Raw genomic sequence first — 24434 nt, forward strand, 5'->3', positions numbered from 1 at the left:
CCGGGCAGACGGAGCGAAGGCGCGCGGGCAATTGCATCCAGCCCCAACCGTGAGTCGCGGACGGGCCGCCACTCGCTTCTAGCGCAGCGCCGCGAGGGCCGCGCCGACCTTCGCCACCGTCACCGACACGGGCGTCGTCACCTCCGGAGCGAAGATGGCCACGCGGAGCTCCTCGAAGGCCCACCGCAGCTCCTGCGCCGCCTCCTGGTCACGCGCGGTGGTGGACCTGGCGAGGAAGGTCTCCCACAGGGGGAGGAAGGGCGCGGCCTTGCCTGCGTCCTTGGCGGGGTTCGCCACCGCACGCGCCAGCCGTGCCTGGGCCGCGCGGAGGTAGCGCGGGTAGTGCAGCAGTCGTACGAGGGGAATCCACTCGATGAGGTTCGCGGGGAACAACTGCCCGAGCTGCGAGCGGATGTCCCGCACGGCCGCCGCGCCGCTCGGCCCCTTGGAGGCCGCCTTGAGTGCGGCGAGCGTCGCAGCGAGCTCCGAGGAGGTGACGACGACGGCGTTCGCCCAGTCCCGGGCCTCACGCTCGATGCGCGGTGAGCCCTCTTGGACCAGCGCCTCGAAGGCTGCTTTCGTGCGGGGCAGTGGCGCACCCGGTGCGAGCTTGAACGCATCGTCGACGCTGCGTGCGAGGACGAGCGCCTTGAAGGCGTCAGCCTTGCCCCGCGCGGGCGGCGCGCCGTCCAGGGTCGGGAAGGGGAGCGGCATGCGCGCGGCGCTGACGGCCACGTGTCCGCGCGCGGCGAGCATCAGGAGCCGGCGGACCCCCGTGCGCGTGGCCGCGTCGGCGGCGGCGGAGGTCTCGAGCAGCACCAGGTCCACGGCAGCGCCCCGGTCGACGAGCGCGGGATAGCTGCGGACCTCGAGCCCGCCGATCCGCCGGGTAACAAAGGGGGGCAGCTCGCCGAAGGTCCACGCCGTCAGCCCCTTGCGCTCCCAGTCCGAAGTCGGTGCCGCGCTGCGCAGCACCGCTCGTGCATGTCCCCCGTGCTGCTCGAGCAGCGCGTCGGCGTCGCGGCTGCGTGCGAGCTCCTTTCCCCGCTCGTCGATCACCCGGAGCGTGATGCGCAGGTACGGTGGCACGGCATCCGCCCGGAGGGACTCCTCGGGCACGTCCACGCCGCACAGCCGGGACACTGCACGCGCGAGCGCTGGAAGCAGCGGCCCGCGGAAGGGCACCAGTTCCTTCTGGAGACGGTCGACCAGGTCCGGCACCGGCCCCAGCTGTTTGCGCTGGGCGCGGGGGATCTGCTCGAGCAGGGCGGTGAGTTTCTCCCGCTGCCACCCGGGGATGGTCCAGTCGAGCTCACCGGGGACGAGCTGGGCGAGCAGCAGCAGCGGCACGCTCAGGGTGATGCCGTCGTCCTCGGCCGAGGGGTCGAAGGTGTACGTCACCGGTACGGACGCGCCGTGCAGGGTGATGGCGTCCGGGTAGTGCGCCGGGGACAGGCCCGGGTCGTGCGAGAGGGCATCCTCCATCGAGAGGATGAGCACGTCGGGGTCGGCCGCCTCGGCCTTGCGGCGCCAGGCCTCGAAGCCCGCTCCGTCCGTCACGTCCGCCGGGACGCGCTGGTCGAAGAACGTCAGCAGCGCCTCGCTGTCGAGCAGCTCGCTGCGCCGGGCCTTGTCCCGCAGGCGCGCCACGCGCTCGAGCACCTCGCGGTTCTCCTCCTGGAACGCCCCCCGGGTGCGGTACTCGCCGCGCACCAGGGCATGCTCGAGGAACATCAGCCGTGCCCGGGCGGGGTCCATGCTGGACAGGGACACGGGGCGCTCCTTGAAGACCTGAAGCCCGAAGAGGGTCGCGTTCTCCTTCACGATGGCGCGCGCGGACTTCTCCGACCAGTGCGGTTCGGAGTAGCTGCGCTTGAGCAGGTGGGGGGCCGCCGACGCGAGCCACTCCGGTTCGAGCTTCGCCACCGTGCGCGCGAACAGCTGGGTCGTCTCCACGAGCTCGAACGCCATCGCCCAGGCAGGGGGCTTCTTCGAGAGCGCCGACGAGGGATGAACCATGAAGCGCGTCTGCTTCGCGCCCGTGTAGTGGCGCTGCTCCGGATTCCACTGGCCGATGCGGGACAAGAGCCCGGTGAGGAGCGCCTGGTGCAGGACGTCCCCGCGCGCCGGTGCGCCGCGGCCCTTGCGAGGCAGGCGCAGCTCGCGGACGGTCTCCTCGAGCTGGCGCTGGACGTCTCGCCATTCGCGCACCCGCAGGAAGGACAGGAAGTTGTCCCGGCACACGCGCCGCAGATGGGACGTCCCGCGCTCCTCGGCCTCGCGCACGAACGCCCACAGCTTGAGCAGCCCCGTGAAGTCCGAGTGCTCGTCACGGAAGCGCCGGTGCAGCTCGTCCGCCTTCTGCGCGAGCTCCCGTGGCCGCTCGCGCGGGTCCTGCAGGTTGAGCGCCGCGGCGACGATGAGCACCTCGTCCACGCACCCGTACTCGGCGCCGGCGAGAATCATCCGCGCGATGCGCGGGTCCACCGGGAAGCGCGCGAGCTGGTGCCCGAGCGGCGTCAAGGTGCGCTCCTTGCCCTCGATGGCCCCGAGCTCCTCGAGCACCCGCCAGCCCTCGGCGATGGCCCTCGGCTGGGGCGGATCGAGGAAGGGGAAGTCCTCGACGTCACCGAGGCCGAGGGACTTCATCCGCAGGATGACCCCCGCGAGCCCGGTGCGCTTGATCTCCGGGTCGGTGAAGCCGGGCCGCGTGGTGAAGCTCACCTCGTCATAGAGGCGCACGCAGATGCCCTCGCGCACGCGTCCGCAGCGCCCCTTGCGCTGGTCGGCGCTGGCCTGGGAGACCGGCTCGATTTGCAGGCGCGTGGTGCCCGAGCGTGGGTCGTAGCGCGACAGGCGCGCCACCCCCGTGTCCACGACGTACACGATGCCCGGGATGGTGATCGACGTCTCCGCGACGTTGGTGGCGAGGATGACCCGTCGCTGGGGGATGGTGGCGAAGACGCGCGACTGCTCGGAGGCCGACAGGCGCGAATACAGGGGCTGCACCACCGTGCCGCGGAGCTCGCGCGCGTTCAGTGCATTCTCGGCCTCGCGGATTTCCCGCTCACCAGGGAGGAACACGAGGACGTCCCCGTCCGGGTCGAGCGAGAGCACGTTCGCCACCGAATCGGCGACGGCGTCGGCGAGCTCGGCGTCCTCGGGGGGCGGCTCGTAGAGCACGTCCACGGGAAAGGTACGGCCCTCCACCTGGATGACGGGAGCGCCCCCGAAGAACTGCGAGAAGCGCTCGGTCTCGATGGTGGCCGAGCTCACCACCACCTTGAGGTCGGGGCGTCTGGGGAGGATGCGCTTGAGCCACCCGAGCAGGAAGTCGATGGTGAGGCTGCGCTCGTGGGCCTCGTCGAGCACGATGGTGTCGTAGCGGCTCAGCAGCGGGTCGCTGTGGATCTGCGCGAGCAGGACGCCGTCGGTCATGAACTTCACGGCCGTCCGCCGGGACGAGCGGTCCTCGAAGCGGATCTGGTAGCCGACGTCCGTGCCCAGCTCCGTGCCGAGCTCGCGTGCCACGCGCGCCGCCACGCTCGTCGCGGCGATACGCCGGGGCTGGGTGACGCCAATCTGGCGCGGGCGGCCGCGCCCCATGGCGAGCAGGATCTTCGGCAGCTGCGTCGTCTTCCCCGAGCCGGTGGCCCCCGCGACGATGACCACCTGATGGGCGGAGATGGCCGCGGTGATGTCCTCCACCCGGCTCGAGATGGGGAGCTCGGGGGGGAAGCGCAGGGTGGGCAGGCCGCCGGGGGAGGGGACGGGTGAGTCGCCGGACATGGCGGTATGGACTAGCACTGAAGCGCACGCGGCGCCCCTGAGGAATCGTGTGGGAGCCTGCTCGGCGGGTGTTCCTGGGGAATTCTCCCTGCAGGCCAGTCCGCACGGCGGAAGGATGCACTCAACGCGCGCCGGGCCGTATCATCGTCGCATGACGACACGGCGCACGCTCACTGATCTGATGAACGAGGTGTCCGGCCGCAGCGCCCGCGACTGGTCAGTGCCACAGGACCTGGGCTGCGATCGCATGACGGTCACGGCCGCCTGGCTGGCGAGCGACGATCCGGTAGCGATGCTGTTCCTGCTCGCCGCAGTGCATCCCCGACGCGAAGTGGAGAAGTGCATCGAGCTGGCGACCGAGATGTCGTTCTTCGAGCCCATGCGGGACGAGGCTCACACGATGAGTCGCCGCCTCCCCGGCATGAACTTCAATGGTCGGTCACCGTTCTACTTCATTCATCTCTACCAGATGCTGCACTCCGCCTTGCGGTGGATGGAGGACACCGAGCGGTCGCGGCTTGAGCTCAAGCTGGCCGCAGCGATCCGCGTCGTCGTCCCCGATCCGTTCACGCTCGTCGTGCCCGCCGCATCGGGCCGGGGATGAGCAAGCGGATTCTCGACTCGCTCAAGAGCGTGAAAAGCGGTTTTCACGCGACTGTGCGCCTGCGCTAGCCTTGGCTGATGAGAACGCCCATTGCCTGTCTTGCTATCGTTATCGCCGTTTTTGCATGGTCCGCCATCGCACCCTATGAACGCAGCACATGGTGGATGGAGGTCGCGCCCGCTCTCATCGCCTTGCCGCTTTTATTTGCCACATACAAGAAATTCCCACTGACGACGCTGCTCTATGTCTTGATAGCCGTGCACATGGTCATCCTCATGGTCGGCGGGCATTATACGTATGCGCGCGTGCCGGGCTTTGAATGGCTGGGCGAAGGACGCAACAATTACGACAAGATCGGTCATTTCGCGCAAGGATTCATCCCCGCCATGATCATGCGCGAGCTTCTGATTCGCACGTCGGATCTGAAGCCGGGCAAATGGATGGCGGTCGTGATTGTCTTTTCCTGTCTTGGCATCAGCGCGGTATACGAACTGATCGAATGGGGCGCCGCCGTCATGCTCGGTCAGGGCGCGGATGAATTCCTCGGCACGCAAGGCGATGTCTGGGACACGCAAAAAGATATGGGCATGGCCGGCATCGGCGCGTGCGCGGCGCTGCTCCTGCTGTCAAGACCGCATGACAAGGCGCTCTCGCGCCTTTAACGCAGGGCGCGCACCCCGCCGAGAACCGCTCCGCGTCGAGCGGTCCTCGCGGTGCCCGGTGCTACCGGGCGCAGGTGAACAGGTTGTTGCTGACGTGGATGCCGCTCATCGCGTACCCGCCAGTCCCGCACACGTGCATGGGATAGGAGTCGTTCGTGCCGGGGCTCCCATCCACATACTCGGAGACGACGCTCGTTCCGGGGTACTGGCAGGCCAGGTAGTCATTGCTGACGTGCAGGCCGACCATGACGCTGCCGTAGGGACAGGCATGCATCGCGTTGCGCCTGCCGCCCGCATCCAGGAAGCGGGAGCCGCTCGTGGAGGAGAGCTGGGCGCACTTGAAGACGTCCTTGCTGAGGTGCGCGCCAATCATGGCGTAGCCGGTAGGGCAGCAATGCATGGTGCTTCCACCGACGGTGCAACGCGTCCCCGCGTCGTAGACCACCCAGCCCGTGAAGGAGAGCGACGACTTCGCCACCTCCACGTCGAACTCCGCTCCCTCTTCTTCTGGTGCGGCGCCGCAGCCGGCGAGCATCGTGACCGCGGCCAAAGCCACCACTGCTGAAGACGCCCCCTCGAAAAATCGCTTCATTGATTCATTCCCCATTCATGTGACGACAGGTTCACCTGGGGCGCGATGTGCCTCCCCAGCCCAATGCCCGCCCGTACGTCTGGGTAGGTATTTTCAAGTTATTCTGAATTTTACTGATAATCAAGAAGACCCCTCACCCGGGGTGAAGGCTTGCGTCGGTTCGAGGTGCCGCCGCATCGCGTCTTGCTTCGTTCTTGGCCTCGCTGGAGGGATATGTTGGGGGCGCCGCGCTCGTGGCGTCCGAGGAGCACGCTGCCATGTCATCCTCTGATGAAACTTCCCGGAACACGCCGGTCAGGGCGCACGGACCTGGCGCGATGAGCCGTCCGGCCGCTCCGGGGTGGAGCCTCGCGGCACTGCTTTCGCTGATGGCCTTCTTGTGCCTGGAGAGCGTTAGCCTCCTGCTTCCCATCCATCCCTATGACTGGGCGGAAGCACCCGATTTGAGAGCCCAGGTGAGCGCCGACGCGGTGTTCGTGGTGGTCTGGCTGGCCGGGGTCGCGAGCTGCCTGGCGGCGCTGTCTCTCGTCATCGCGTTGAGCCTGCGGGGGATTGGCAGGTCCCGACGCGTGGGCCTCGTCGTCAGCGGGCTGCTGGCCCTGTCTCTGGGGGCCGCCCGGCTCGCGGAGGTCCTTCCGGAGTATCAAGGCTGACCCCCGGCGTTGCAGAGGCGCTGCGGGCCTGAATCACAGGGCCCGGGGGCCAAGGGTGGTCTCACGGGCCATGCCGTGGAGGCGGCGGGGCGAGGTGGCGGTCCAGCCGAGGATGAGCAGCCGCGGCACGCGGATGCGATCCGCCACGAGGAAGGCGGAGGCGTCTTCTCCACCGGCCTGGCGCACAGCTCGCGGTGCCCGTCAGCGTCCCTCCTCGGCACCTCTGCACCCGCCCCCCGCAGCAGGTCTTCTATTCGCCCGATGCGTATGCGTCGCTGATGCAGTTGAAGCAGGCGGTCCGACTAGAAATAGCCACCGTCATCAGGAGGGTCCTCATGACCGTCGTTATCAGGAGGTTCCTTCTGCGCAGGTGACACCTGGGGGAACGGAGGGGCAGCCGTCTTGCAGTACTTCTTCGAAATACTATTGATGTCCGCTGGATTCTTTTTGACGTCGTTGACACCCTTGCATGCCTGCAGTTGACTCTCGCAGAGCTTTTGGCGGTCAGCATTGGCTTTCGCGAACCCACTGGAACACGACTTCTTTTGCTCAATGCAGGCGTTCCAGCACGCTGCCGTGAGTTCCTCTGGCTTGTGTAGGTAGTCGAGTCTGGCGACGGCGTCGGGCCAGTCAGTGCCTTTGCCGACGTAGAGCTTGAGGTGGTACCCGGCCGCATGTTTCCCCTTGTTATCGTGGCACGACACGGCGGGGGCCTTGATTCCGCCCAGGGGATATCTGGTATTCGGTGACTTCTTCGCCACGCTCGCGGGCACCGACGGCAGAACGCAGAGGCTGTCGGGGCGCTTGCTCTTCGGGGTCGGCTCAGAAGCGAAAGAGAGAGCGGCAAACGAAAGCGTGAACACGGCGCTCAGAGACATCAGACTCTTCTTCATCAGGTGCCCTCTGTAAATCCTCGTTCAGCAACACATCTCACGCTATCATCATGACATGAGCACAGGTCGTGTCATGGGATTGGCGGCGCGTGTCGCCCTGCTGGCGGTGTGGGGCTGTGTCCTCGGCGTGTCGTGTGTGAAGCGACCCGTGGACTACGCACGGGAACAGGCGCGAACCCTCGCGCCAGCGAAGTTGGAGTCCTCGTCGCAGCCCTCGACGGGGCCGGTCCGGAAGATTCGGGTCCGGGTCTACGCGGACTCGGACTATCGGGAGCAGGTGGTGCGCTGGCGAAGCAGCGTCGTGTCCCAGTTGCAGCGCGCGAGCTCGGTGATGCAGGGGCAACTGGGCGTTGTCTTCGAGCTTGAGTCGACGCGCGAGTGGGCGCATCGAGGTGTCGAGGGCGAGTTGGAGGGTTCTCTGACCGCGCTGGAGCTGAGGGACCCGGGCGAGGACGTGGACCTGGTGGTCGGCTTCGTCTCCGCGCTCAAGCTCTTCTCCTCCGCGCAGCATGAGCTGGGCATGGCCCGGCTGTTCGGGCGCCACTGCGTGCTGCGTGAGATGGGAAACGCGGAGGAGGTCCGCGCCATCATGGAGGGGCTGATCCACCTGCCCCAGGACGAGCGGCAGACGCTCTACGAGGAGCGGAAGATGCACAAGGAGACGTCCATCTTCCTCCACGAGTGGGCGCACACGCTGGGGGCATTCCACGTGCGCAACTCGCACTGGATGATGTTCCCGAGCTACGCACCGAGTCAGTCGGCCTTCACACCGCAGACCCTGGCGTTGCTCAAGACCAGCCTTCGCCATGCCTCGGCGGGTCGTCGCGATGACGCCGCCGCGCGGGCCTGGGCGACCGAGCTGGGGGCACTGCTGGCCTCGACGTCCTCGCCGGACTGGGAGGGACCGGAGAAGGAGGCTGTCGTCGAATGGCTCGCGAAGGTCCGCGAGGGCAAGGCGCCGCTGGTCGTTCACCAGCCCCAGGCCCCCCTTCCTCCAGAGGACCGGCGCCGGCTCGACGAGATCCTCGCGCTTGAGAAGGCGGGACGCGTGGAGGTCGCCGCCCAGCAGATGGAGCCCCTCGCGCGACGCTATCCGGAGGACTTCTTCGTCCAAAGGGTGGCCTGCTACCTGGACACGCGGGTCGCCCCCAAGTTGCCGGCGACCCGGGAGAAGTGCGAGGCCGTCGCCGAGAAGTTCCCCTCCGAGCCCGCCCCCTTGTTCTTCCTTGCGTCCCTGGCCCTCCAACAGGGGCAGCACCTGGAGGCGCAAGGCCAGCTCGTGCGGGCGCGGCAACGGATGGAAGCGAACCCTGGAACACCGCCGGAAGTCTGGGGAGATCTCGCGGCCTTCTTCAAGGAGACCTCCTCGGTCACGTGGGCGGAGCAGGCCACCCAGAAGGCGGGCAATGACTCTCGGACCGAGCAACTGCGGACCTGGGCTCGGCAGGCTCGACGCTGGAAGGCGCTGCCAGTGGATGCCTCCGTGAGCGGTGTCGCGGTGGAGCGGGAGGGCGAGTTCATCCGCGCGGCGAAGGACGTCGAGGACTCCCTCGATAAGGGGTCGGCGACGAAGGTGCAGGCACGACTCACCTGGCTGAGGCGGGAGTTCCCGCGCGCGGCGGTGCTGCACGTGTTGGACTGCGAAGGCCACCTGCGCGCTGGCAGGACGGGGCCTGCGAAAGCGGCGTGTCGGCAGGCCGTGGCCGCGTACGAGGAGGCGGTGCAGGCGCACTTCATCCTGGGATGGTTGGCCTCCGAGTCGGGTCCCCGAGAGGAGGCGCGTACCCACCTGGAGCGTGTCGTGGCGCTGGAGCCCTTGCACAAGCAGGCGTGGCAACTCCTGGCGGAGCAGTACCGCGCCGTGGGGATGGCGGAGGCGCTGAAGACGCTCCAGGGGCGCTATCGTGAGCAGTTCGCCCAGGAACTGCGCTGAGGCGCGGCGCCGTCCTCACCCATGCGCTGGCGCTCCTCGCGCCGCCACCCGCCATGGGCTCTGTGCCGGGTGCGCATTCCCGCCTGGCTTGGAGGGGAGGGCGGGCGCAGGGCAGGGACCCGCGCTCACAGGGCCCGGAGGGCCCACTCGTGCGCCGCTTCGATGAAGAGGCGCAGCGGGGTGGAGCGCCGCGAGCGGCTGCTCAGCTCCGGGCGGCCGGCGGCGGCATGGGGGGCGCGGTGCGCTGCCACGCCTCCAGCTCCTGCACGCGCCCCAGCCAGGCCCGGAGGTTCGCGTAGCCTTCGAGGGGCAGGCGCGCCGGGCCCGCGAGGGCGAACGACGCGGCGAGCGAGAGGTCCGCGAGCGTCAGGCGCTCCTGAGTCACCCACGTCCTGCCCGCCAGGTGGGAGTCCAGCACGGGCGCGGTCTGCGCGAAGAGGGCCTCGCCGCGCGCGACCTCGGCGGGGTCCGGCGGCCCGCGGCCGGTGCGCTGCTTCACGAAGTTCTCCTGGACGAGCACGGTGTTCGCCGGGGCCATGTGGGCCGAGCACCAGAACAGCCAGCGGTTCACGTCGGCGCGGCCCTGCGCGTCCGTCGGGAGCAGGGTCTGCCCCGGGGTCTTCTCGGCGAGGTACACCATGATGGCGCGCGACTCCCAGAGCACGAAGCCGCCGTCGTCCAGGACGGGGACGCGCCCGTTGGGGTTGATGCCCAGGTACGACGTCTCGCGCTGCTTGCCCGTGGTGAGGTCCACCACGATGCGCTCGAGGGGAATGTCGAGGTGGGCGGCCACGAGCAGCACGCGGCGCGAGTTTCCGGACAGGGGGTGGAAGTAGAGCTTCAAGACGAACCTCTGGGATGGCACGGGTGGAGGGGGAGGACCTATCCACCCGGAGTGACAAGGGTCTGTCAGGTATCCCTGGCAGGAACCGCTCACGTCCCGAACTACAGCTCCTCGTCCTTGCAGAGGTCGTCCTGTAGCTCGCTCAGCGCCTTCCGGGCGCGCATGGGCTGGCAGGTGTTCGCCAGGAAGTACGACGAAGCGCCCACGGTCGCCGCCTTGAGCTTCGGGCCCAGCGCGGACCAGCAGCGCTCGAAGGCCACCTTCGTCGCCTGGACCGCGCGAGGGTCCTCCTTGGGAAGGCCGAGCGCCGCGATGACCGTCTCGGCGAGCGCCGCGTCCTTGCAGGCGCTGACGTCCTTGCCGCCTCCCACCGCCAACGCGAAGAGCGGCATCGCCACGTAGGCGAAGTGCCCCTGCTTCACGAGGTGCGCGGCCTGGAGCGCCGCTTCGGGCCCCAGGTCCGGCGTGAGCTCCAGGAAGGTGTCGATGCAACCGCGCCGGTCGCGTTCGAGGCATCGCTGGAGGTCCTTGCTCGCGCCCTGATCGCGGGCGGTGGCGAAGCGCGGTGCCTTGGGGAGGAAGGCATACCGCCGGCCCAGCGCGCGCGCCCGCTGTGTGGCGGCGAACGGCTCCTTGTCGCTGGGGGCGAGGGTCTCCACGTCGGCCGCCGCCGCGTCGGTGACCAGGGCCCGCCACGCGTCGGTGCGCTTGGGCGCGGGGAGGTCCTCCGCGCGCTCCAGCAGCTCCGCCCAGGCCTTCTGCGAGGCCAGGGTCTGGAGGTCCTCCAGCGTCACCGGCTCCCGGGCCACCGCGTCCGCCGCGAAGAGACAGGCGGCCACCACGAGTCGACGGATCATCGGGAGAGGTTCCTGTCCAGGACCGCGGGCCCTTCGGCCGCGCCCTTCGGGGTGGTGGTGAAGGTGAGCGTGTCTTTGCCGCGCTCCAGCCCGAGCGTCGGACCGAAGCGGCAGACCAGCGACGTGACGGTCTTCACCGAGGCGCAGTGGGCCTGGGCGCGGCTTGCGAGCGGAGCACAGGCGGCCCACACGTCCAACTCCGCCATCACCTCGTCGCTGAAGCTCTTCCATTCGAAGGTGAAGGTGGAGGAAGTGCCGCAGGCCTTGTTCAACGCGGCGACGGCTTCACCCGCGCGGGCCGTGTATTTCTTCTCCAGGTGGGGCCAGGCCTTCTTCTGGAAGGCGGCGATCCGCCCCGACTCCAGTTGCTGCTGGTGCGCGGTGAGCACCTCCGCGGTGGAGGCCTCGTCCGTCGCGTCCTGGTTGAACTTGACGGGGAACGCCTGCACTCCGGGCAGGACTGCCTCATAGCGCCCGTCGCGCTGGAGGAGGATGACGTAGTCGCCTCCCCGGTGGCGGGTCACATAGTCGGCGCCTCGTGAGTGTCTCTTCAGGGTGGCGCGCAGCGCGATGCCGTCCTCTTCGGAGTCGGTGCCGCGCACGCGGATCAAGACTTCGGATGCCGTGCGCGGCTCCAACGTGACGACCTCCACGCTCTGGCCGTCGGTGCCCCGGTAGACCTTGCCCGCCACCGCTTCCAGGGAGTGCGCCGCCGTCGTCGCGAGGATCGCCGCCAGCATGAGCGCGGGAGCAAGGGTCCGGGGCATGCTCAGTTGAACGCCTTCTCGAGCGTGGCCTTGGTGTTGTCGCCGAGGTTCGCGTGGCCCTTGGAGGACATGTGGTACGTGAACACGCCCTTGTCGAGCGACATGTTGCGCAGCGTCGCGTCGTTGGAGCCGTCCTTCTTCTCCACGGGCTTCACGCCGCCGAACAGGCACGCAACGCCGGTCACCTTCTTGGCGATGACCTTCTTGTACGCGGGGCGGTTTTCACACATGGACCCGATCTCCTGGATGACCGCCTCACAGTACGAGCTGAAGCTCGTGCCCGACCAATCGTCGGTCTTGAAGTTCTGGAAGTCGGTCTTCACCTCGAGCTTGGTGCCGCACTTGTCGTTGGTCGCCTTCAGGTCGTCCTCGATCTCTTCCTCCAACTTGGCCTTGGCTTCTTCCTGGGCGGGCTTGAGGTCTTCTTCGGCGAAGGCGGACGTCGACAGCAGGGTCACGACCGCGAACACATGCTTCAGGGACATGGAGAACTTCCTCGTGGGATGGACGGCAATCCCGGAGTCTCCCGGTGGACAGGTCTTGAAGCAAGCAGCAGGGACGTGCCTTCCTGCGTCAATCCAGCCTTTGAAATCACCTGGAGGTGGGACGGTTCAGCCAGCTCAACGGCTACCCGGCGACCCGGTTCCACGAAGCGCGCTGCCCCTGTGGGGCACCCACCTTCACTCTGGAGCAGGACGACGACGAGGGCGTCGCGAGGAGGACCTGCAAGGGCTGTGGCGCGGTCCAGTGGGTAGAGGACAGCGCCGAGTACGCCGACACCGCGGACCTCCAACGCAGCGAGTGCCTCTGTGGCGCGGGGCCGGGCTCTGCGAGTCCGAACTTGCTGGGATGGATCTTGGGCTGGTGTAAGCGTCAGGCCGGAAACAGTTTTGACGTAGGGCGTCTGTCATTGTCTCCCGGTACGCGCTTCTGCTTCGAGGCGTGCCTGTCCTTCGCGCAGGCACATTCCCACACCCAGGAGTGCCGATGAACGCGCTGAAGAAGTCCCTTCTCGCCGTCGCCGCTGTCCTCGCCGTGGCCCCCGCGTCCGCCTTTGCTCTTCCACTACAGTGCTATGATACCTGCGAGGGTATTTGCGACGACCCCTGTTTCCTGGGGATCCGCCTCACCACCTGTGGCGCGGCGGGCTACTGCTTCCAGCCCGCGCAGCCTTCGCAGGAGAACGCTTCGGTCTCCTCCGAGCAGAGCCAGCGCTCCGACGACACCGCGCCGGTTTGCGACGCCGAGCATCCGGGCGCGGAGCAGGCTGAGAGCTGAGCGGTCTTGAGCGTCCACGAGGCCCGGCATCGCGTCCGGGCCTCGTGGTTTCAAGGCCGGAGTGCCTCAGCCCATCTGAACTGCGCGGTCAGTCCAGACGGCCCCTGAGCGATGGCTCGAGCTGTTGCAGCATCTCTCGGGCCTGCTCTTCCTCCGTCAGGTGCCGCTCGTAGCGCAGCCGACCCGCCGCGAGCTCCCAGCAGTCGAGAATGTCCTCGCACTGCGTCAGGATGGCGTACCAGCGCGCATCCTCGAGCAGCGGCGCGGCACTCTCGAGGATGCGATGCGCCAGTTCGTACTGCGCGTACACCATGTCAGCGCCGGCCGGCATGAACTCGAGGTAGAGCGCGGCAGGCAGCCGCGGGGCGCTGTCACTCGGGAGGAAGCGCAGCCCACGACGGCCGGCCCCCGGCTCGAACAACCCGATTGCGTTGCGCGGCGGTCCCCCTCCCATGTCCGGGTTCCGCGCCAGCGCCTCGGTCACCAATCGCCGCGCCTTCTCCTCGCGTCCTGCCCGGACGGGTAGCACGGCGGTCCATCGGGTGTGGACCGGAGCAACCTGCCAGACGCGGACGGTATGCATCAGCGAGGACCCGAGCCCCTCCGGGTGCGCCGAGGTCGCCTTGCGGCCGGGCTGATTTCGCCTTGATGCGTTCAATCCCTCTCCTGACGCCGCCCCGGATGTCCCTCCGGGGCGGCGTGCGTGGACTACGGGGAGTAGACGACGGTGAGCGTGGCGTTCGCACCGTCCTTCACGAAGAGGTAGGCCGTCGCCGCGGGATTCTGGGCGAAGCGCAGGCGCAGCTGCGTCCGGCCCCGCGTGTTGACTGCGGACGCCCCCGCCCCCGCGAAGTCCGTGGAGCGGATGGTGCCCGAGGTGAACTTCGCGACGCCCGCCACGGCGCTCGCGGTCGCGGAGGCGCCCCAGTCGCCCGTCTCCGTCGCGGCCGCGTTGAAGGTGCCCGTGGCCACGTCGATGACGAGCGTGTTGCCCGCGGGGCTGGCCCAGGGGTCTCCGGAGCCGGACGAATAGGAGAGGGTCAGGAACGCCTGGGTGATGCTGGCGGTGTCCGGCAGGCTGGACGTGTCGAATGACAGCAGGGGGCGGTTGTGCTTGCCGTCCACCCCCCGTCCGAGCGCCAGGCCCGTGAGCGTCCCGAGCTCCGCCGCGCTCCCGTCCGCGTTCGCCTTCACGTAGCCATCCTCCGCCGCGATGCTGGTGAAGCTGACCGTCGTCGGCGTCGTCCCGCCGTTGCTCACCGTGACGGACGTGTCCGCGTCCAGCGCGGAGTTCCCCGCCGCATCGAACGCCCGGGCCCCCAGCACATGCGAGCCGTTGGCGACCGTCGTGGTGTTCCAGCTGAACACATGGGGCGCCGTGCTGGCCGTGCCCACGAGGTTCCCATCCACGTAGAAGTCCACCCGCGCGACGCCGACATTGTCGGAAGCGCTCGCGGTCACCGTCACGGTGCCACTCACCGTGGCGCCGGAGACGGGCGCCGTCACGTTCACCGTGGGCGCGGTGGTGTCATCCGGCGGAGTGCTGGTCTCCGTGAGCCCGAAGAAGAGCGCCTGGTGATACACGCCACAGAGGTTCACGTCGGACTGGTACGCGCCCGTCGCGCCACAGGCGGTGCTGCTCCCAGGAAAGCTGTACTGCGGATCCACCGGGACGGCGTGACCCATGCCGGTGAGCTCATAGGTCTCCACCAGCGCCGTGCCCGCGCTGTCCCGGTACACCTTGTGCGGGAAGCCCCCCACGGTGTCCGTCGTGTCCGGCGTCTGGTCGATGCCGTGCACCTGGGTCCACTGCTTCATGGACTCGGTGAGGTTGGCGGGCCTCACCGTGAAGTCATTCGTGCCATGCCAGATGGAGACGCGCGGCCGGGGACCCGTGTAGCCCGGGTATGCGTTGCGCACGAGGTCCGCCCACGCCGCGGGCGTCTTGCTGATGCCGGGGCTCATGCAGCTGAAGCCCTCAGTCATGGAGTTGGCGCACCGGTACGGACCGCCCGAGTTGATGGCGCCCGCCGCGAAGACGTCCGGGTAGGTGGCCAACATGGCGGGAACCATGAAGCCTCCCGCGGAGAAGCCCGTGACGAACACCCGCGCCGGGTCGATGGAGTAGGCGGCCTTCATGGCGTCCACCATCTGCTTGATGGACAGCGCCTCACCCGCGCCGCGCGCGATGTCCCCCGGCTCGAACCAGTTGAAGCAGCTGGTGGGGTTGTTGCTGCTCGGCTGCTGCGCGTAGACGACGTAGAACTTGTAGACGTTCGACGCCGCGGTCCACCCACCGGGCTCCACGCCCGCGGCATTCTGCGTGCACCCGTGCAACACCACCACCAGCGGTGCATTGGCCGGCACGCCCGCGGGCACCTGCCGGAACATCTGGAGGTTGCCAGGGTTGGACCCGAAGCCCGTCACCTGCGTCAGCCCCTGCTCCACCTGCTCGACCTGGGGGACGACGGTGTCCGGCGCTTCGGCTCCCAGCGGGCCGCAGCCGGCGGTCGCCGCGATGGCCAACGCCGCGACGCGAAACCAGGGGACGTGCGTGAACCACCCAAGACGACGAATGCCTCGACCGTGCATGGTGCCTCCCTGGCCGCCACGGGGGAGGAGGGTGGGCGGCCGAGTTCATCGTTCATCTTTCATCTAGGGGTCGGGTGACCCGGCCGCCGGCAAGCTCTTGAGGAACGCCTCCAGCGCCGCGTTGAACGGCACCGGGCAGTCGAGCTGTACCGTGTGGCCACACCCTTCAAGTCCCACCAGCTTCGAGCCCGGGATGCGCGCGTGGCCGTATTCGAAGATGTCCCGCGGGAAGCCACCGTGCAGGAACGGGTTGGGAATCAGTCGGTCCGCCTCCCCGAAGATGATGATGCTGGGGGCGGTGATGCGGTGGAGGTTGTCGCGCACGAAGTCGTCGTTGGCGAGCCCCCGCACCGAGCGCACGTTGGCATAGGCATACGCGTCGAACTCGGGCGACTTCGCCAGCCGCACGCGCTCCTCGATGAGCCACTCCAGCTCCGGTCGCCAGTGCTGGAAGTTGGCCTGCCGCACGCTGCCCCGGATGCCGTACTCGGGTGCGGACTTGATGAACTCCGTGCTCATCACCCGCGCGAACCAGTCCTTCTCCTTCTGGGAGAACTTCTCGAAGCCCGCGGGCGACACCAGCACCACCCCCGACGGCTCGTCCGGGTAGCGGATGGCGTACGACAGCGCCGTCTGCCCTCCCATGGAGTGGCCCACCAGGATGGGATGCTCGACGCCCAGGCTCCGCGTCAGCTCACGCACCGCGTCCGCCATGGCCTCCATGGTGTACGGAAAGGAGCCGGGCTTGTCGGACTTGCCATACCCGGGCAGGTCCACTGCGACGACGTGGTAGCCCGCACGCTGGAGCGCGTCGAGCTGCGCGCTCCAGAACTTCAGGTAGCTGCCCAGGCCATGGATGAGCACCACGGTGCGCGCGCCGGGCGCGGCGGGCAGCTCCACGTAGGCCATCTGCGGCACGCGCGCCATGCCGTAGGTGGCCGCCGTCTCGGGCAGGGCCACCCGCTTCAGCGGCCAGGGCTCCTTCGCCCCGGGCGACGCGTAGTCCAGGTCCTGGAACGCCAGCGGCGGCGCGCTGGCGTACGAGCGCACGCAGCCGGTGGAGGAACCCAGCCCCGCCACGAGCAGCAGGGCCTTGAGGGCGCGGAAGGGGCTCATGGTCAGAACGCGTACCAGGTGAAGGTGGTGAAGGCGGCGAAGGGGTTGTTCTTCACCGTCGTGGAGCCGTCATAGAAGGCGCCGCGGAACAGGTAGCCGGCGTGCAGGCCCACCGTCATGAGGTAGCGGATGGTGTAGCGCACCTCCGCGTTCACCTCGGCGCCAATGAACCGCCCTCGCCGCACGGCCGGATCCCAGCGCGGCGGGCTCGCCCCCGCGTTGGCAAGGCCCGTGGCCAGCTTGAGGTTGAGCGTGTTGGGGATGATGTCCCACGCCGCGCTCGCGATGCCGGTGCGCAGGCCGTAGCCCTGGTTGGAGATGTCCGTCACCGCGCCCGTGTAGTTGTTCACGGTGCTGGTGAAGGGGAACAGCAGCAGCATCTTGTGGTTGAACCACACCGAGCCGGGCAGGCCGTACTGGTTGAGCGTGAAGGCGCCCGTGTAGCGGCCGTCATCCAGGTTGCTGTCGCCGGTGGTGAACATGCCCTCCAGCGTGACCAGGTCCGCCGGGCCGCGGCCCCACTGGTAGAGCACCTCCAGGTTCGCGGACAGGCCGGAGATGTCCACCTTCTTGTTGAACGTGGTGTCCGCGCGGTCGCTCGTGTAGCTGCCACCGTTGTACATGACGAATCCGGAAGCGGCGAGGCGCCCCGCGCGGAAGTCGATGTTGTGGTGGAAGTTCGCGCCCAGCCAGAAGACGTTGCCCGTGGGCCGCTCGATGTTGAAGCGCGGGGTGCCGACGAACGGGTAGAGGCCCGTGGACGAAGGCCCGCTCTTCACGATGCCTTCGAAGGCGTACGCGTCCCCCTTCGTGTCATCGCGCAGGTACCAGGCGGACAGGCCGATGTTCGTCCCGGGCTGCACGGGGTAGGCGTAGTCCGCGGTGAGCAGGTAGACGAACTTCAGGCGCGGGTCGTCCCGCGTCGCCTTGTCCGCCTGGGCGCTGCCCAGAGGCAGGAGGCTCAGTTTGGAGAGCCCCTTGTAGTTGCTGTAGAGCGACAGGCCCGTGGCGTCGCTGCCAATGAACGCCAGCTTGTAACCCGTGCGGACGATGTCGTTGAGCGGCGAGCGCGTCGGGTCGAAGATGGAGTCGTAGACCGGCTGCGTGCCGATGAGCAGCGTGAGCCGGGCCGGGTTGCGCGTGGGGTAGACGGCGACGTTGACGTTCTTCGTCTGGATGTTGACCTGGTCCGCGTTGAAGCCGCCGCCCTCGTTCTGCTGCGAGGCATTGGCGGCGCGGCCCCAGAGGTAGTCCACCTCGAACTGGGCGCGGAAGGACGCCAGCCCGTCCGCGAAGGACGGGCTGTACTCCAGCACGGGGATCCAGCGCTGCTCCACGTAGAACGCCGAACGCCCCGGCTCCACGCGGACGGAGCTGCCGGACAGCGAGCCGATGGGCCCCAGCGACACGCCCTTGAGGCCCGCCGGGTCGCCCACGCTGTTGGTCACCGACAGCCGGGTGAAGAAGTAGTTGATGAGGACGAACTCGCGAGGCTTCGCGTCCTCCTCGCGGTCCTTCTCATCCAGCCAGTCGCCGAAATAGAGGCCCGGCACCGTGGTGCCTGCCCCCGCCGCCGGCAGCGCCAGCCCCAGCACGAGCGCCACCGCGCCCAGGCGCGCCGCGCCCAACCACCCTCCCGACATATAGACACCTCACCCAGATGGATTGCCGTGAGGGCGGTTCGCGCCCACCGTCCGCCGTGCGACTAGCCGCTGATGGTGTAGACCTGCACCGCGTTGCCGGTGAAGGCCTGCCCGGAGACGCTGACCGTCTTGGCGCCCACCGCGCCGTCGGCGCAGTGCCAACCCGTGGCCTTCGCCTCGAAGTAGAGCTCCATGGAGATCTTCTTCATGTCCGAGGAGATGCTCACGCGGCCTTCCTGCTTGAAGCTGCCGTAGTCCACCAGGATCTCGAAGCAGCTGCCGCCTGCGGTGATGTTGGAGAGCGTGACCGCCTTGGAGTCGAACACCAGCGCGTTCTGCGCGGCGGCGTGATCACACGTGCTGCCGGCCTGGCCGACACCGGTAGAGTTGAGGATGGTGCCGGGGGTGCTGGTGACGTGGAAGTTGTTGCCGCCCACGCCAATGGAGACCTTCTGGAAGCACTGGCTGGCCGAACCCCAGTTGATGTCCTCGTCCAGCGACAGCGGGTGGCTGGGGATGTTGTCCCCCTCCATCACCAGCGTCTTGCCCTCCAGGAAGGCCAGGATGTTCGACTGGCTGTCCAGCTTGGGCGCGCTGTCCACGGGATCCTGCGTCGCCTCTTCCCCACAACCCGTGAGGCTCAACGCGCACAGCAGCATCGCGGACGAAAGCGTCTTCTTCATGGGGGGTGACTCCTCGTTCGGGCGCACGGGGGGAGATGAAGCCCGATTCATGTTTCAGCTACGGGTAGCACCCGCCTGACGGCCTTGTCAAAAGACAGACGATGGCCTGATGCGTCAGGACGCCTCATCTCCCCCTCACGCGCACGTCGACCCGCGGGCCGCCTGGTGATGGAAGCCGGGCAGCCCGCGCCAGGCGAGCTCAGAACGTCCGGAGGATGAAGAAGTCGATGAGCGTCTTGCCCCCAGCGCGCCGTAGCGGAAGGTGGCGGTGCCGTTGAGTTCGGAGATGGAGCGCAGGGCGCCGGAGGGGGAGTCGCCCAACAAGCGCGTGCCGGTGCGCGTGGGCATCCGCACCACGCTGCCCAGCGCGTCGTGCTCTCCGGGCAGTGGGTTCGGACCGCTCGCGAGCTGACGGCTCCGGCAGGAACGGAGCGGGTCTCCGTGGAGGTGACTGGCGCCGAAGGTGTCCCATGCGATGTCATCGAGATGGATGTCCTGGTCGTCCAGGCCTTGGGCGCACCTTGAGCAGAAGAGGCCCTCTACGGAGTCGAAGCGACCGTCCTCGATGAGCCGCCGCGGCCGGAAGAAGCCAGGGCGGGGACGGACGAGCACGAGCGCGGTTCGTGCCCCCAATCCCCGGCTGCGGCAACAGAAGCGTTGGACCCTATCCACTCGGACCTGGAGGGGGCGGACGCCTGTCAGGTCCTTGGCGTGGGCCGAGCCGTCGGTTCTACTCGGGCAATGCCGATGCTGCTCGCATTGAATACGGGCCTGGTCGAACTGACGTCCGAGGTCGCGCTGAGGTGGTCCCGCGAAACGGGCAGCCAGTTGCCGGACTTCGTCGACGAGGATGGCCTGGATCTCTTCCTGGTCACTCAGGACCGGATCTACCGGCAGGACGAGTTCGTGCAGTTCCTGTTGGACCTCGTGCGGTTCCTCCAGGTCCGGCTGAGCATCAAGGTCGCGCTGAAGAACCTGGACGCCTACGAGGCGCGCCTGGGTGAGCAGAAGGTGTCGCCCGAACTGGTGCGCAAGATGCTGGGCGTGAAGGTCTTCCCGAAGACCGAGGAGGCCCAGGCGCTCCATGACGACGTCGCCCGGGTGGTCGAATCGATGCTGGACGAGGAGTGGGACTACCTCGATGAGTGCCGCGCCTCGCTGTACGAGCAGCTCGACTGGCACACCTCAAGGGGGGACAAGAGTGGCAGGGTCTCCTCCGGTCGCCTCCAGAAGGCGCTCAAGTCGGTGACCGTCGAAGACTTGAAGAAGGACCAGGGGAAGAGCCGGGCCAAGTTCCAGTACTACGAACCCGTGCGGCTCCGGCTGATGAGCCTCGGCTTCGTCGTCTCCCCGGCCGGCACCCCGCTTGGCGCGGTGTTCCCCGCGAGCGACTGGGTCCGCGACCTCCCGCTGGAGTCGCAGTTCTGGGAAAAGGTGAAGGAGCGGACCGACGCGCTGGTCCAGAACTACCACCTGCTCGGCGACGATTCGAGCGCGCTCACCCGCCTGCTCAAGCCGCCGGTGGATCACCCCCTCAGCGAGGAGTTCAAGAAGAACTGGAGGACGGTCTGCACGGCCTTCGTGTCCACCGTGGGGTGTCTGTGCGTGTCGTGGACGCGGCACCAGGAAGGGGGCAAGACGGTGTACGTGCCCGTCCTCGGGCTCTCCGGCGTCGTCCAGGAAGAGCCGGATGAGAAGTACTTCGGCAAGTACTGCCGGCACCTCGCGCTCCCCACCTGGAAGACGGACCAGGAGGTCCCCAAGAAGGATCCCGACAAGTACAAGTCCCCCGAGGAGATCGAGAAGCTCCGCAAGGAGCTGAAGGAAGAGTCCAGCGACTTCCTGAAGAAGCGTTGGAAGGGGAAGAACAAGATCGTGCTCGACGAGGACCAGCAGTCCCAACTGGACACCCACGAGCGGCGTCAGGCCGAGCTGGAGTTGCTGGACTTCTACGCCCGGCGGCGCCAGGCAGAAGCCCACGAGGAGGAGGAGTTCAAGAAGGGGCTCTGGACCAACTACGACGTGATGATCGGCCGCACGAACACCGCGGCGCTCGAGTATCGCGCCCGGGACCTGCTCCAGTTGCGCAGGCCCGCGCGGCAGGCCCTGCTCAGCTACGTGTCGTTCCGGCAGAACAAGACCCACGACAAGCTGCGGATCGAAGCGCACCCGGTCTCTGGCCTCCAGGGGCGCGCGCTCGGCGTCGACCTGTGGATCTGCGGCTGGCATTCGCTCAACTGCGCAGAGCCCGCGGCGCTCATGACCGCTTCGTCCTACTTCTGTGACGGCGCCGACGTGCTGGTGTGCTTTCCCTACGAGGGGTTCCAGGACACCGGCAAGCAACGCAACCGGCCGAAGGAGACCTGTCCCTGGTGCGCCGCCGTGGAGCTGGGTTTCCGCAGCCTGAGCCGCAACACAGGCCAGGTGGAAAAGAGCGTGGAGACGGGAGACTGGGTGACGGAGTTCACCCGCGCCACCCAGAACGAGCCGTCGAAAGTGTTGTCACCCAAGCAGGGGTTCGATGCCTTCGACGACTCCAATCCCATCACGGTGTCGACGCGAAAGACGCTCTCCGGAAACAACGGGCTGGCCCTGGTGAAGAACAACAACCTCGACGATCGCGCCTACAGCGAAGTCGTGGAGACCAAGATTGGCCGCATCCGCTCGATGTATCACCTGCTCGGCCTGCTCGACCCCGAGGTGATCGCGCTGGACCGTCCGCTCTTCGGGCAGCAGAAGCTCCTGGGGTCCGGCGCCTTGACGGGTTCCGGCAGGGGTCGGGGCTCACGTCAGCGACCTCTCGTGAGCCTCGACAAGGGTGGCACGAAGAACAACCTGCTGAAGGAGATGGAGCATTGGTCCAAGCAGGCTGAAAGCCGGATCCGCTCCGAGGCCGAGTCCCGGCTGCAGCGGGCGACAGCGCTCTTCGACATGTACGTGCAGCAGAACTTCGTCATCACCGACAACCCGGGCGGCGGCGACTGCCTGTACTACGCGTTCTCGGATGGGGTGAAGCGCCGCACTCCGCAATCCGTCGCACAGCTCCCCGAGGGCGACCGGCTGGAGGAGGCGATGCTGTATCGCGAGAGCGCCGCCGCGATGACCGCGAACCTCATCCGCCGTGGCGTGGGAATCTCCCCGGTGATGTTCCGGGACATGCGGCCGTCCCAGGATGTCCTGCGCCGGCTCGACAACGCGAGCACGGCCCTGGATCGGATCCGGCTCGACGCCTGGGCGAGCGTCCGGCTGCGACGCGGGCTGCGGGTCGACTACGCGTTCCGGGACACCGATCCCCGCTACGCGGAGCATGTCGCCCTCGCGGAGACCTTCGTCATGGAAGCCGTCCGCCGGAACGTCGAGCTGAGCGAATCGCTCCGCGTGATCGCCGATGCCTATGAGTCGGGCCAGCGCCGCCGCCGGCAGTGGGCCGGGGACCTCGACTTCCGCGGCCTCGTGCTCTCCGCCCGGGTGAACCTGCGGATCCACTACGTCGATACCTCGGAGCGGGGCATCCGCGACCACCACGGTCACCGGGTCGACACGTATGACTTCAGGGAACTCTCGGCACAGTACTTCGGCTCGAACGTACCGGGAGCGGCCATCACCATCGACATCCTCCACGTCGGTGACAACCACTACGTGGCCGGGCGCCGCGCGTAGTGCCGCGTGCGGGGCGGCCGGCCCTGCGTCGCGACTCGACGCAGCCGAGTCCCCACGGAACGCAGCACCCCAGGTGCGCCCGGCGACATCAAGATGTCCTGGCTCGCGGAGCTGCCCACGGCGCTGGGACACTCGAGGAAGGCTCAGCGGACTCCGACGAAGTCGATGCCCGCCGAGGAGATCTGGTCGTTCCAGGGGCCTCCCGCGACGGAGTTGATGTCGCCCACGCTCTGGGTGGTGCTGAGGCACCTGCCCGTCCGCGAGGGGTGTTCGCAGAGGGTCGCGCGATAGGGGCCGAGGATCCTGACGGAGGACAGGATGTCATCGAAGCCCAGGTCGCCCAGGAAGCCGACGCCGGAGGTGAGATGCAGGATGTTGCCTTCGAACTGGCCGTGCTCGTAGAGGTACACCCCATCCGCGGCCGAGTAGGCCTGGATGGCATACGTGTAATCCCCCTGCGTGGCCTTGTAGCCCGTCCCATAGTCAGAGTACGCCCAGTTGCTGAGTCCCCCGGGTGCCTTCTTCACCACCACGCTCCAGAGCTGGAAGGGGAAGCGTGAGCTCACCCGACCATGCAGTTGGAGGGCGCGGTCACTCGTGCCTCCCGAGAGAGCCCCGAGCTGTGAGTTCACGAAGCTGCCCAGGAATCCGTTGCTCACCGCGCTCGTCACCGTCCGAGAGGTGAAGGCGAGGTGCGTGTAGTCATCCATGGTGTCGGATTGGACGTAGCTTCCATCCGTGTGCATCCAACCCGCCCAGCTTCCCTTCAACGCCAGGGCATGCCAGATGCGCCCCGGGGCGGCATTCTGGAGAAACGCGTGGAGGCCATACCAGCGGGCCTGTGCGTCGCCGCCCAGGGTGTAGGAGATGTTCCGGAAGGCGGTGCCGAAATCGCCAGGCAGGAGGCCGGCGGAGGGGAGCAGCCGGTAGTTGAGGGCCAGGATGGCGTCAATCAGCCCCGCTCCGGGGAAGTCCATCATCACGACGCCCGCGCGCTGGACGTTGCCGCCCACCAGGTGGTCGATGGCGTAGTCATTGACGCCTCGGATGGCCATCCCATCACCTCCGGCCACCACGTTGGGGAAGGCCGCCACGGAGGAGCCACTGAGGAAGTTCACATACAGCGTGGGAGGGGCCCCCGCGTTCGTCCGCCCCAGGTGGTCCCGGACCTTGTCCCACTTGTTGTCGATGTCGAAGATCGTGGACACGGTCCAGTCATCCTGGAGGGCCAGCGAACCCCAGTTCACGCCGTAGGCTCCACCGCCGAAGTTGTCCAGGATGACAATCTTGCCACGCACCTCCCCGAGCGTGGGCACATGGGTGCCTCGCCAGACATAGGGGCTGTAGGCGGGCTGGCTGCGATACCACTCGAAGGTCTGTTGGAAGCTCCGGCTATTGCCGTCCGGGGTGTGTTCCTCCTTCACCCGCATGAGAATGGTTTCGCCGGGATGGTCGCGTAGGAACTGGGTGGTGGTTGCCAAAACGTCGTCGAAGTTGGCGTTCAGGTAGACGACGCCATGGTGGATGGCGAACCGGTCGCCAATGTGGCGACACCGGATGTCCAAGGCACGAAGACCCGCGTCCAGCTGAGCTCTCAGGCTCAGGGATTGGGTCTGGGTGAGGGCACCGCCCGTCGAGGTGAACGCCATGGAGTCATGGGTGCCCGGCAGCGACAGGGAAGCGAGGCTCGCCGAGCCGGGCATCCAGCTCAACCAGTCGGGATGACTCGTTTCGATGCCGCCGGAGTGGTTGTAGTAGCGCCCACGGGCCGCAGCGGGGGAGGTCGCGAGCAGCGCGAGGAAGAGCATCGCCGCCGCATTGCGCAGTCGGGGGGCAGGAAACGTCCGGTGGGACATGGGGCCTCGGGG

The 24434-nt window shown here is 67.8% G+C and carries 20 protein-coding genes; 6 read left to right on the plus strand and 14 right to left on the minus strand.

Annotated elements, in window-relative coordinates:
• Positions 1-78: 78 nt before the first annotated feature.
• The gene (gene hrpA, locus GTZ93_RS36790; RefSeq protein WP_161663281.1) at positions 79-3789 is read right to left on the minus strand and encodes an ATP-dependent RNA helicase HrpA; all 3711 of its coding nucleotides are present in this window, start codon (positions 3787-3789) and stop codon (positions 79-81) included.
• A gap of 151 nt (positions 3790-3940) precedes the next feature.
• Between hrpA and GTZ93_RS36795 the strand changes: the two genes are divergently transcribed.
• Entirely contained in the window at positions 3941-4393 is a 453-nt protein-coding gene (locus GTZ93_RS36795; protein ID WP_139924175.1) for a hypothetical protein, read from the plus strand.
• A 77-nt stretch (positions 4394-4470) separates the two neighbouring features.
• On the plus strand, positions 4471-5055 hold the full coding sequence (locus GTZ93_RS36800) for a DUF2238 domain-containing protein (RefSeq protein ID WP_139924173.1): 585 nt from the start codon (positions 4471-4473) through the stop codon (positions 5053-5055).
• 61 nt (positions 5056-5116) lie between these two features.
• Here GTZ93_RS36800 and GTZ93_RS36805 read toward each other — a convergent pair whose 3' ends face one another.
• Positions 5117-5611, minus strand: coding sequence for a hypothetical protein (locus GTZ93_RS36805; protein WP_139924172.1), 495 nt, complete (start codon positions 5609-5611; stop codon positions 5117-5119).
• Positions 5612-5964: 353 nt separating this feature from the next.
• On the opposite strand from GTZ93_RS36805, the gene GTZ93_RS36810 reads away from it, so the two are divergent.
• On the plus strand, positions 5965-6300 hold the full coding sequence (locus tag GTZ93_RS36810; protein WP_139924326.1) for a hypothetical protein: 336 nt from the start codon (positions 5965-5967) through the stop codon (positions 6298-6300).
• Between the two features lie 302 nt (positions 6301-6602).
• On the opposite strand, the gene GTZ93_RS36815 is transcribed toward GTZ93_RS36810, so the two are convergent.
• Complete coding sequence (locus GTZ93_RS36815; RefSeq protein WP_139924023.1) at positions 6603-7193, minus strand: hypothetical protein; 591 nt, start codon at positions 7191-7193, stop codon at positions 6603-6605.
• A 55-nt stretch (positions 7194-7248) separates the two neighbouring features.
• Between GTZ93_RS36815 and GTZ93_RS36820 the strand changes: the two genes are divergently transcribed.
• Positions 7249-9126: a tetratricopeptide repeat protein gene (locus GTZ93_RS36820; protein WP_161663282.1), complete on the plus strand. Its 1878-nt coding sequence runs from the start codon at positions 7249-7251 to the stop codon at positions 9124-9126.
• Between the two features lie 202 nt (positions 9127-9328).
• On the opposite strand, the gene GTZ93_RS36825 is transcribed toward GTZ93_RS36820, so the two are convergent.
• The 4 genes from GTZ93_RS36825 to GTZ93_RS36840 all read right to left on the minus strand — a co-directional run bounded on the left by GTZ93_RS36825 (position 9329) and on the right by GTZ93_RS36840 (position 12079).
• Positions 9329-9970, minus strand: a complete 642-nt coding sequence (locus GTZ93_RS36825) for a glutathione S-transferase family protein (protein ID WP_139920665.1) — start codon at positions 9968-9970, stop codon at positions 9329-9331.
• Positions 9971-10071: 101 nt separating this feature from the next.
• Positions 10072-10827, minus strand: a complete 756-nt coding sequence (locus GTZ93_RS36830; RefSeq protein ID WP_167548619.1) for a hypothetical protein — start codon at positions 10825-10827, stop codon at positions 10072-10074.
• Positions 10824-11594 (minus strand): hypothetical protein, encoded by a 771-nt coding sequence (locus tag GTZ93_RS36835; protein ID WP_180946129.1) that lies wholly within the window; start codon positions 11592-11594, stop codon positions 10824-10826. The genes GTZ93_RS36830 and GTZ93_RS36835 overlap by 4 nt, the downstream gene beginning before the upstream one ends.
• Positions 11595-11596: 2 nt before the next feature.
• Complete coding sequence (locus tag GTZ93_RS36840; protein WP_120594571.1) at positions 11597-12079, minus strand: hypothetical protein; 483 nt, start codon at positions 12077-12079, stop codon at positions 11597-11599.
• Between the two features lie 502 nt (positions 12080-12581).
• Between GTZ93_RS36840 and GTZ93_RS36845 the strand changes: the two genes are divergently transcribed.
• Positions 12582-12872 (plus strand): hypothetical protein, encoded by a 291-nt coding sequence (locus GTZ93_RS36845; protein WP_139920664.1) that lies wholly within the window; start codon positions 12582-12584, stop codon positions 12870-12872.
• 88 nt (positions 12873-12960) lie between these two features.
• Here GTZ93_RS36845 and GTZ93_RS36850 read toward each other — a convergent pair whose 3' ends face one another.
• The 6 genes from GTZ93_RS36850 to GTZ93_RS36875 all read right to left on the minus strand — a co-directional run bounded on the left by GTZ93_RS36850 (position 12961) and on the right by GTZ93_RS36875 (position 19518).
• A complete protein-coding gene (locus GTZ93_RS36850; RefSeq protein WP_139920662.1) occupies positions 12961-13356 on the minus strand; it encodes a hypothetical protein in 396 nt (131 codons plus the stop codon).
• A gap of 224 nt (positions 13357-13580) precedes the next feature.
• Positions 13581-15464: an extracellular catalytic domain type 1 short-chain-length polyhydroxyalkanoate depolymerase gene (locus GTZ93_RS36855; RefSeq protein WP_139920661.1), complete on the minus strand. Its 1884-nt coding sequence runs from the start codon at positions 15462-15464 to the stop codon at positions 13581-13583.
• Between the two features lie 63 nt (positions 15465-15527).
• The gene (locus GTZ93_RS36860; RefSeq protein ID WP_139920660.1) at positions 15528-16580 is read right to left on the minus strand and encodes an alpha/beta fold hydrolase; all 1053 of its coding nucleotides are present in this window, start codon (positions 16578-16580) and stop codon (positions 15528-15530) included.
• A gap of 2 nt (positions 16581-16582) precedes the next feature.
• A complete protein-coding gene (locus GTZ93_RS36865) occupies positions 16583-18223 on the minus strand; it encodes a hypothetical protein (protein WP_139920659.1) in 1641 nt (546 codons plus the stop codon).
• A gap of 62 nt (positions 18224-18285) precedes the next feature.
• Positions 18286-18906, minus strand: a complete 621-nt coding sequence (locus GTZ93_RS36870) for a hypothetical protein (RefSeq protein WP_139920658.1) — start codon at positions 18904-18906, stop codon at positions 18286-18288.
• Positions 18907-19041: 135 nt separating this feature from the next.
• The gene (locus GTZ93_RS36875; RefSeq protein ID WP_161663283.1) at positions 19042-19518 is read right to left on the minus strand and encodes a hypothetical protein; all 477 of its coding nucleotides are present in this window, start codon (positions 19516-19518) and stop codon (positions 19042-19044) included.
• A gap of 135 nt (positions 19519-19653) precedes the next feature.
• Here GTZ93_RS36875 and GTZ93_RS36880 point away from each other — a divergent pair, with 135 nt between their 5' ends.
• Positions 19654-22566 carry a hypothetical protein gene (locus GTZ93_RS36880; RefSeq protein ID WP_139920657.1) on the plus strand — a complete coding sequence of 971 codons (2913 nt, stop codon included), beginning with the start codon at positions 19654-19656 and terminating at the stop codon, positions 22564-22566.
• A 143-nt stretch (positions 22567-22709) separates the two neighbouring features.
• Here the strand turns inward: GTZ93_RS36880 and GTZ93_RS36885 are convergent, their stop codons facing one another.
• Positions 22710-24422 (minus strand): phosphatidylinositol-specific phospholipase C domain-containing protein, encoded by a 1713-nt coding sequence (locus GTZ93_RS36885; RefSeq protein ID WP_139920667.1) that lies wholly within the window; start codon positions 24420-24422, stop codon positions 22710-22712.
• Between the last annotated feature and the right edge of the window lie 12 nt (positions 24423-24434).

Origin of the sequence: Corallococcus exiguus (assembly GCF_009909105.1) — a bacterium.
Lineage (GTDB): Bacteria > Myxococcota > Myxococcia > Myxococcales > Myxococcaceae > Corallococcus > Corallococcus exiguus.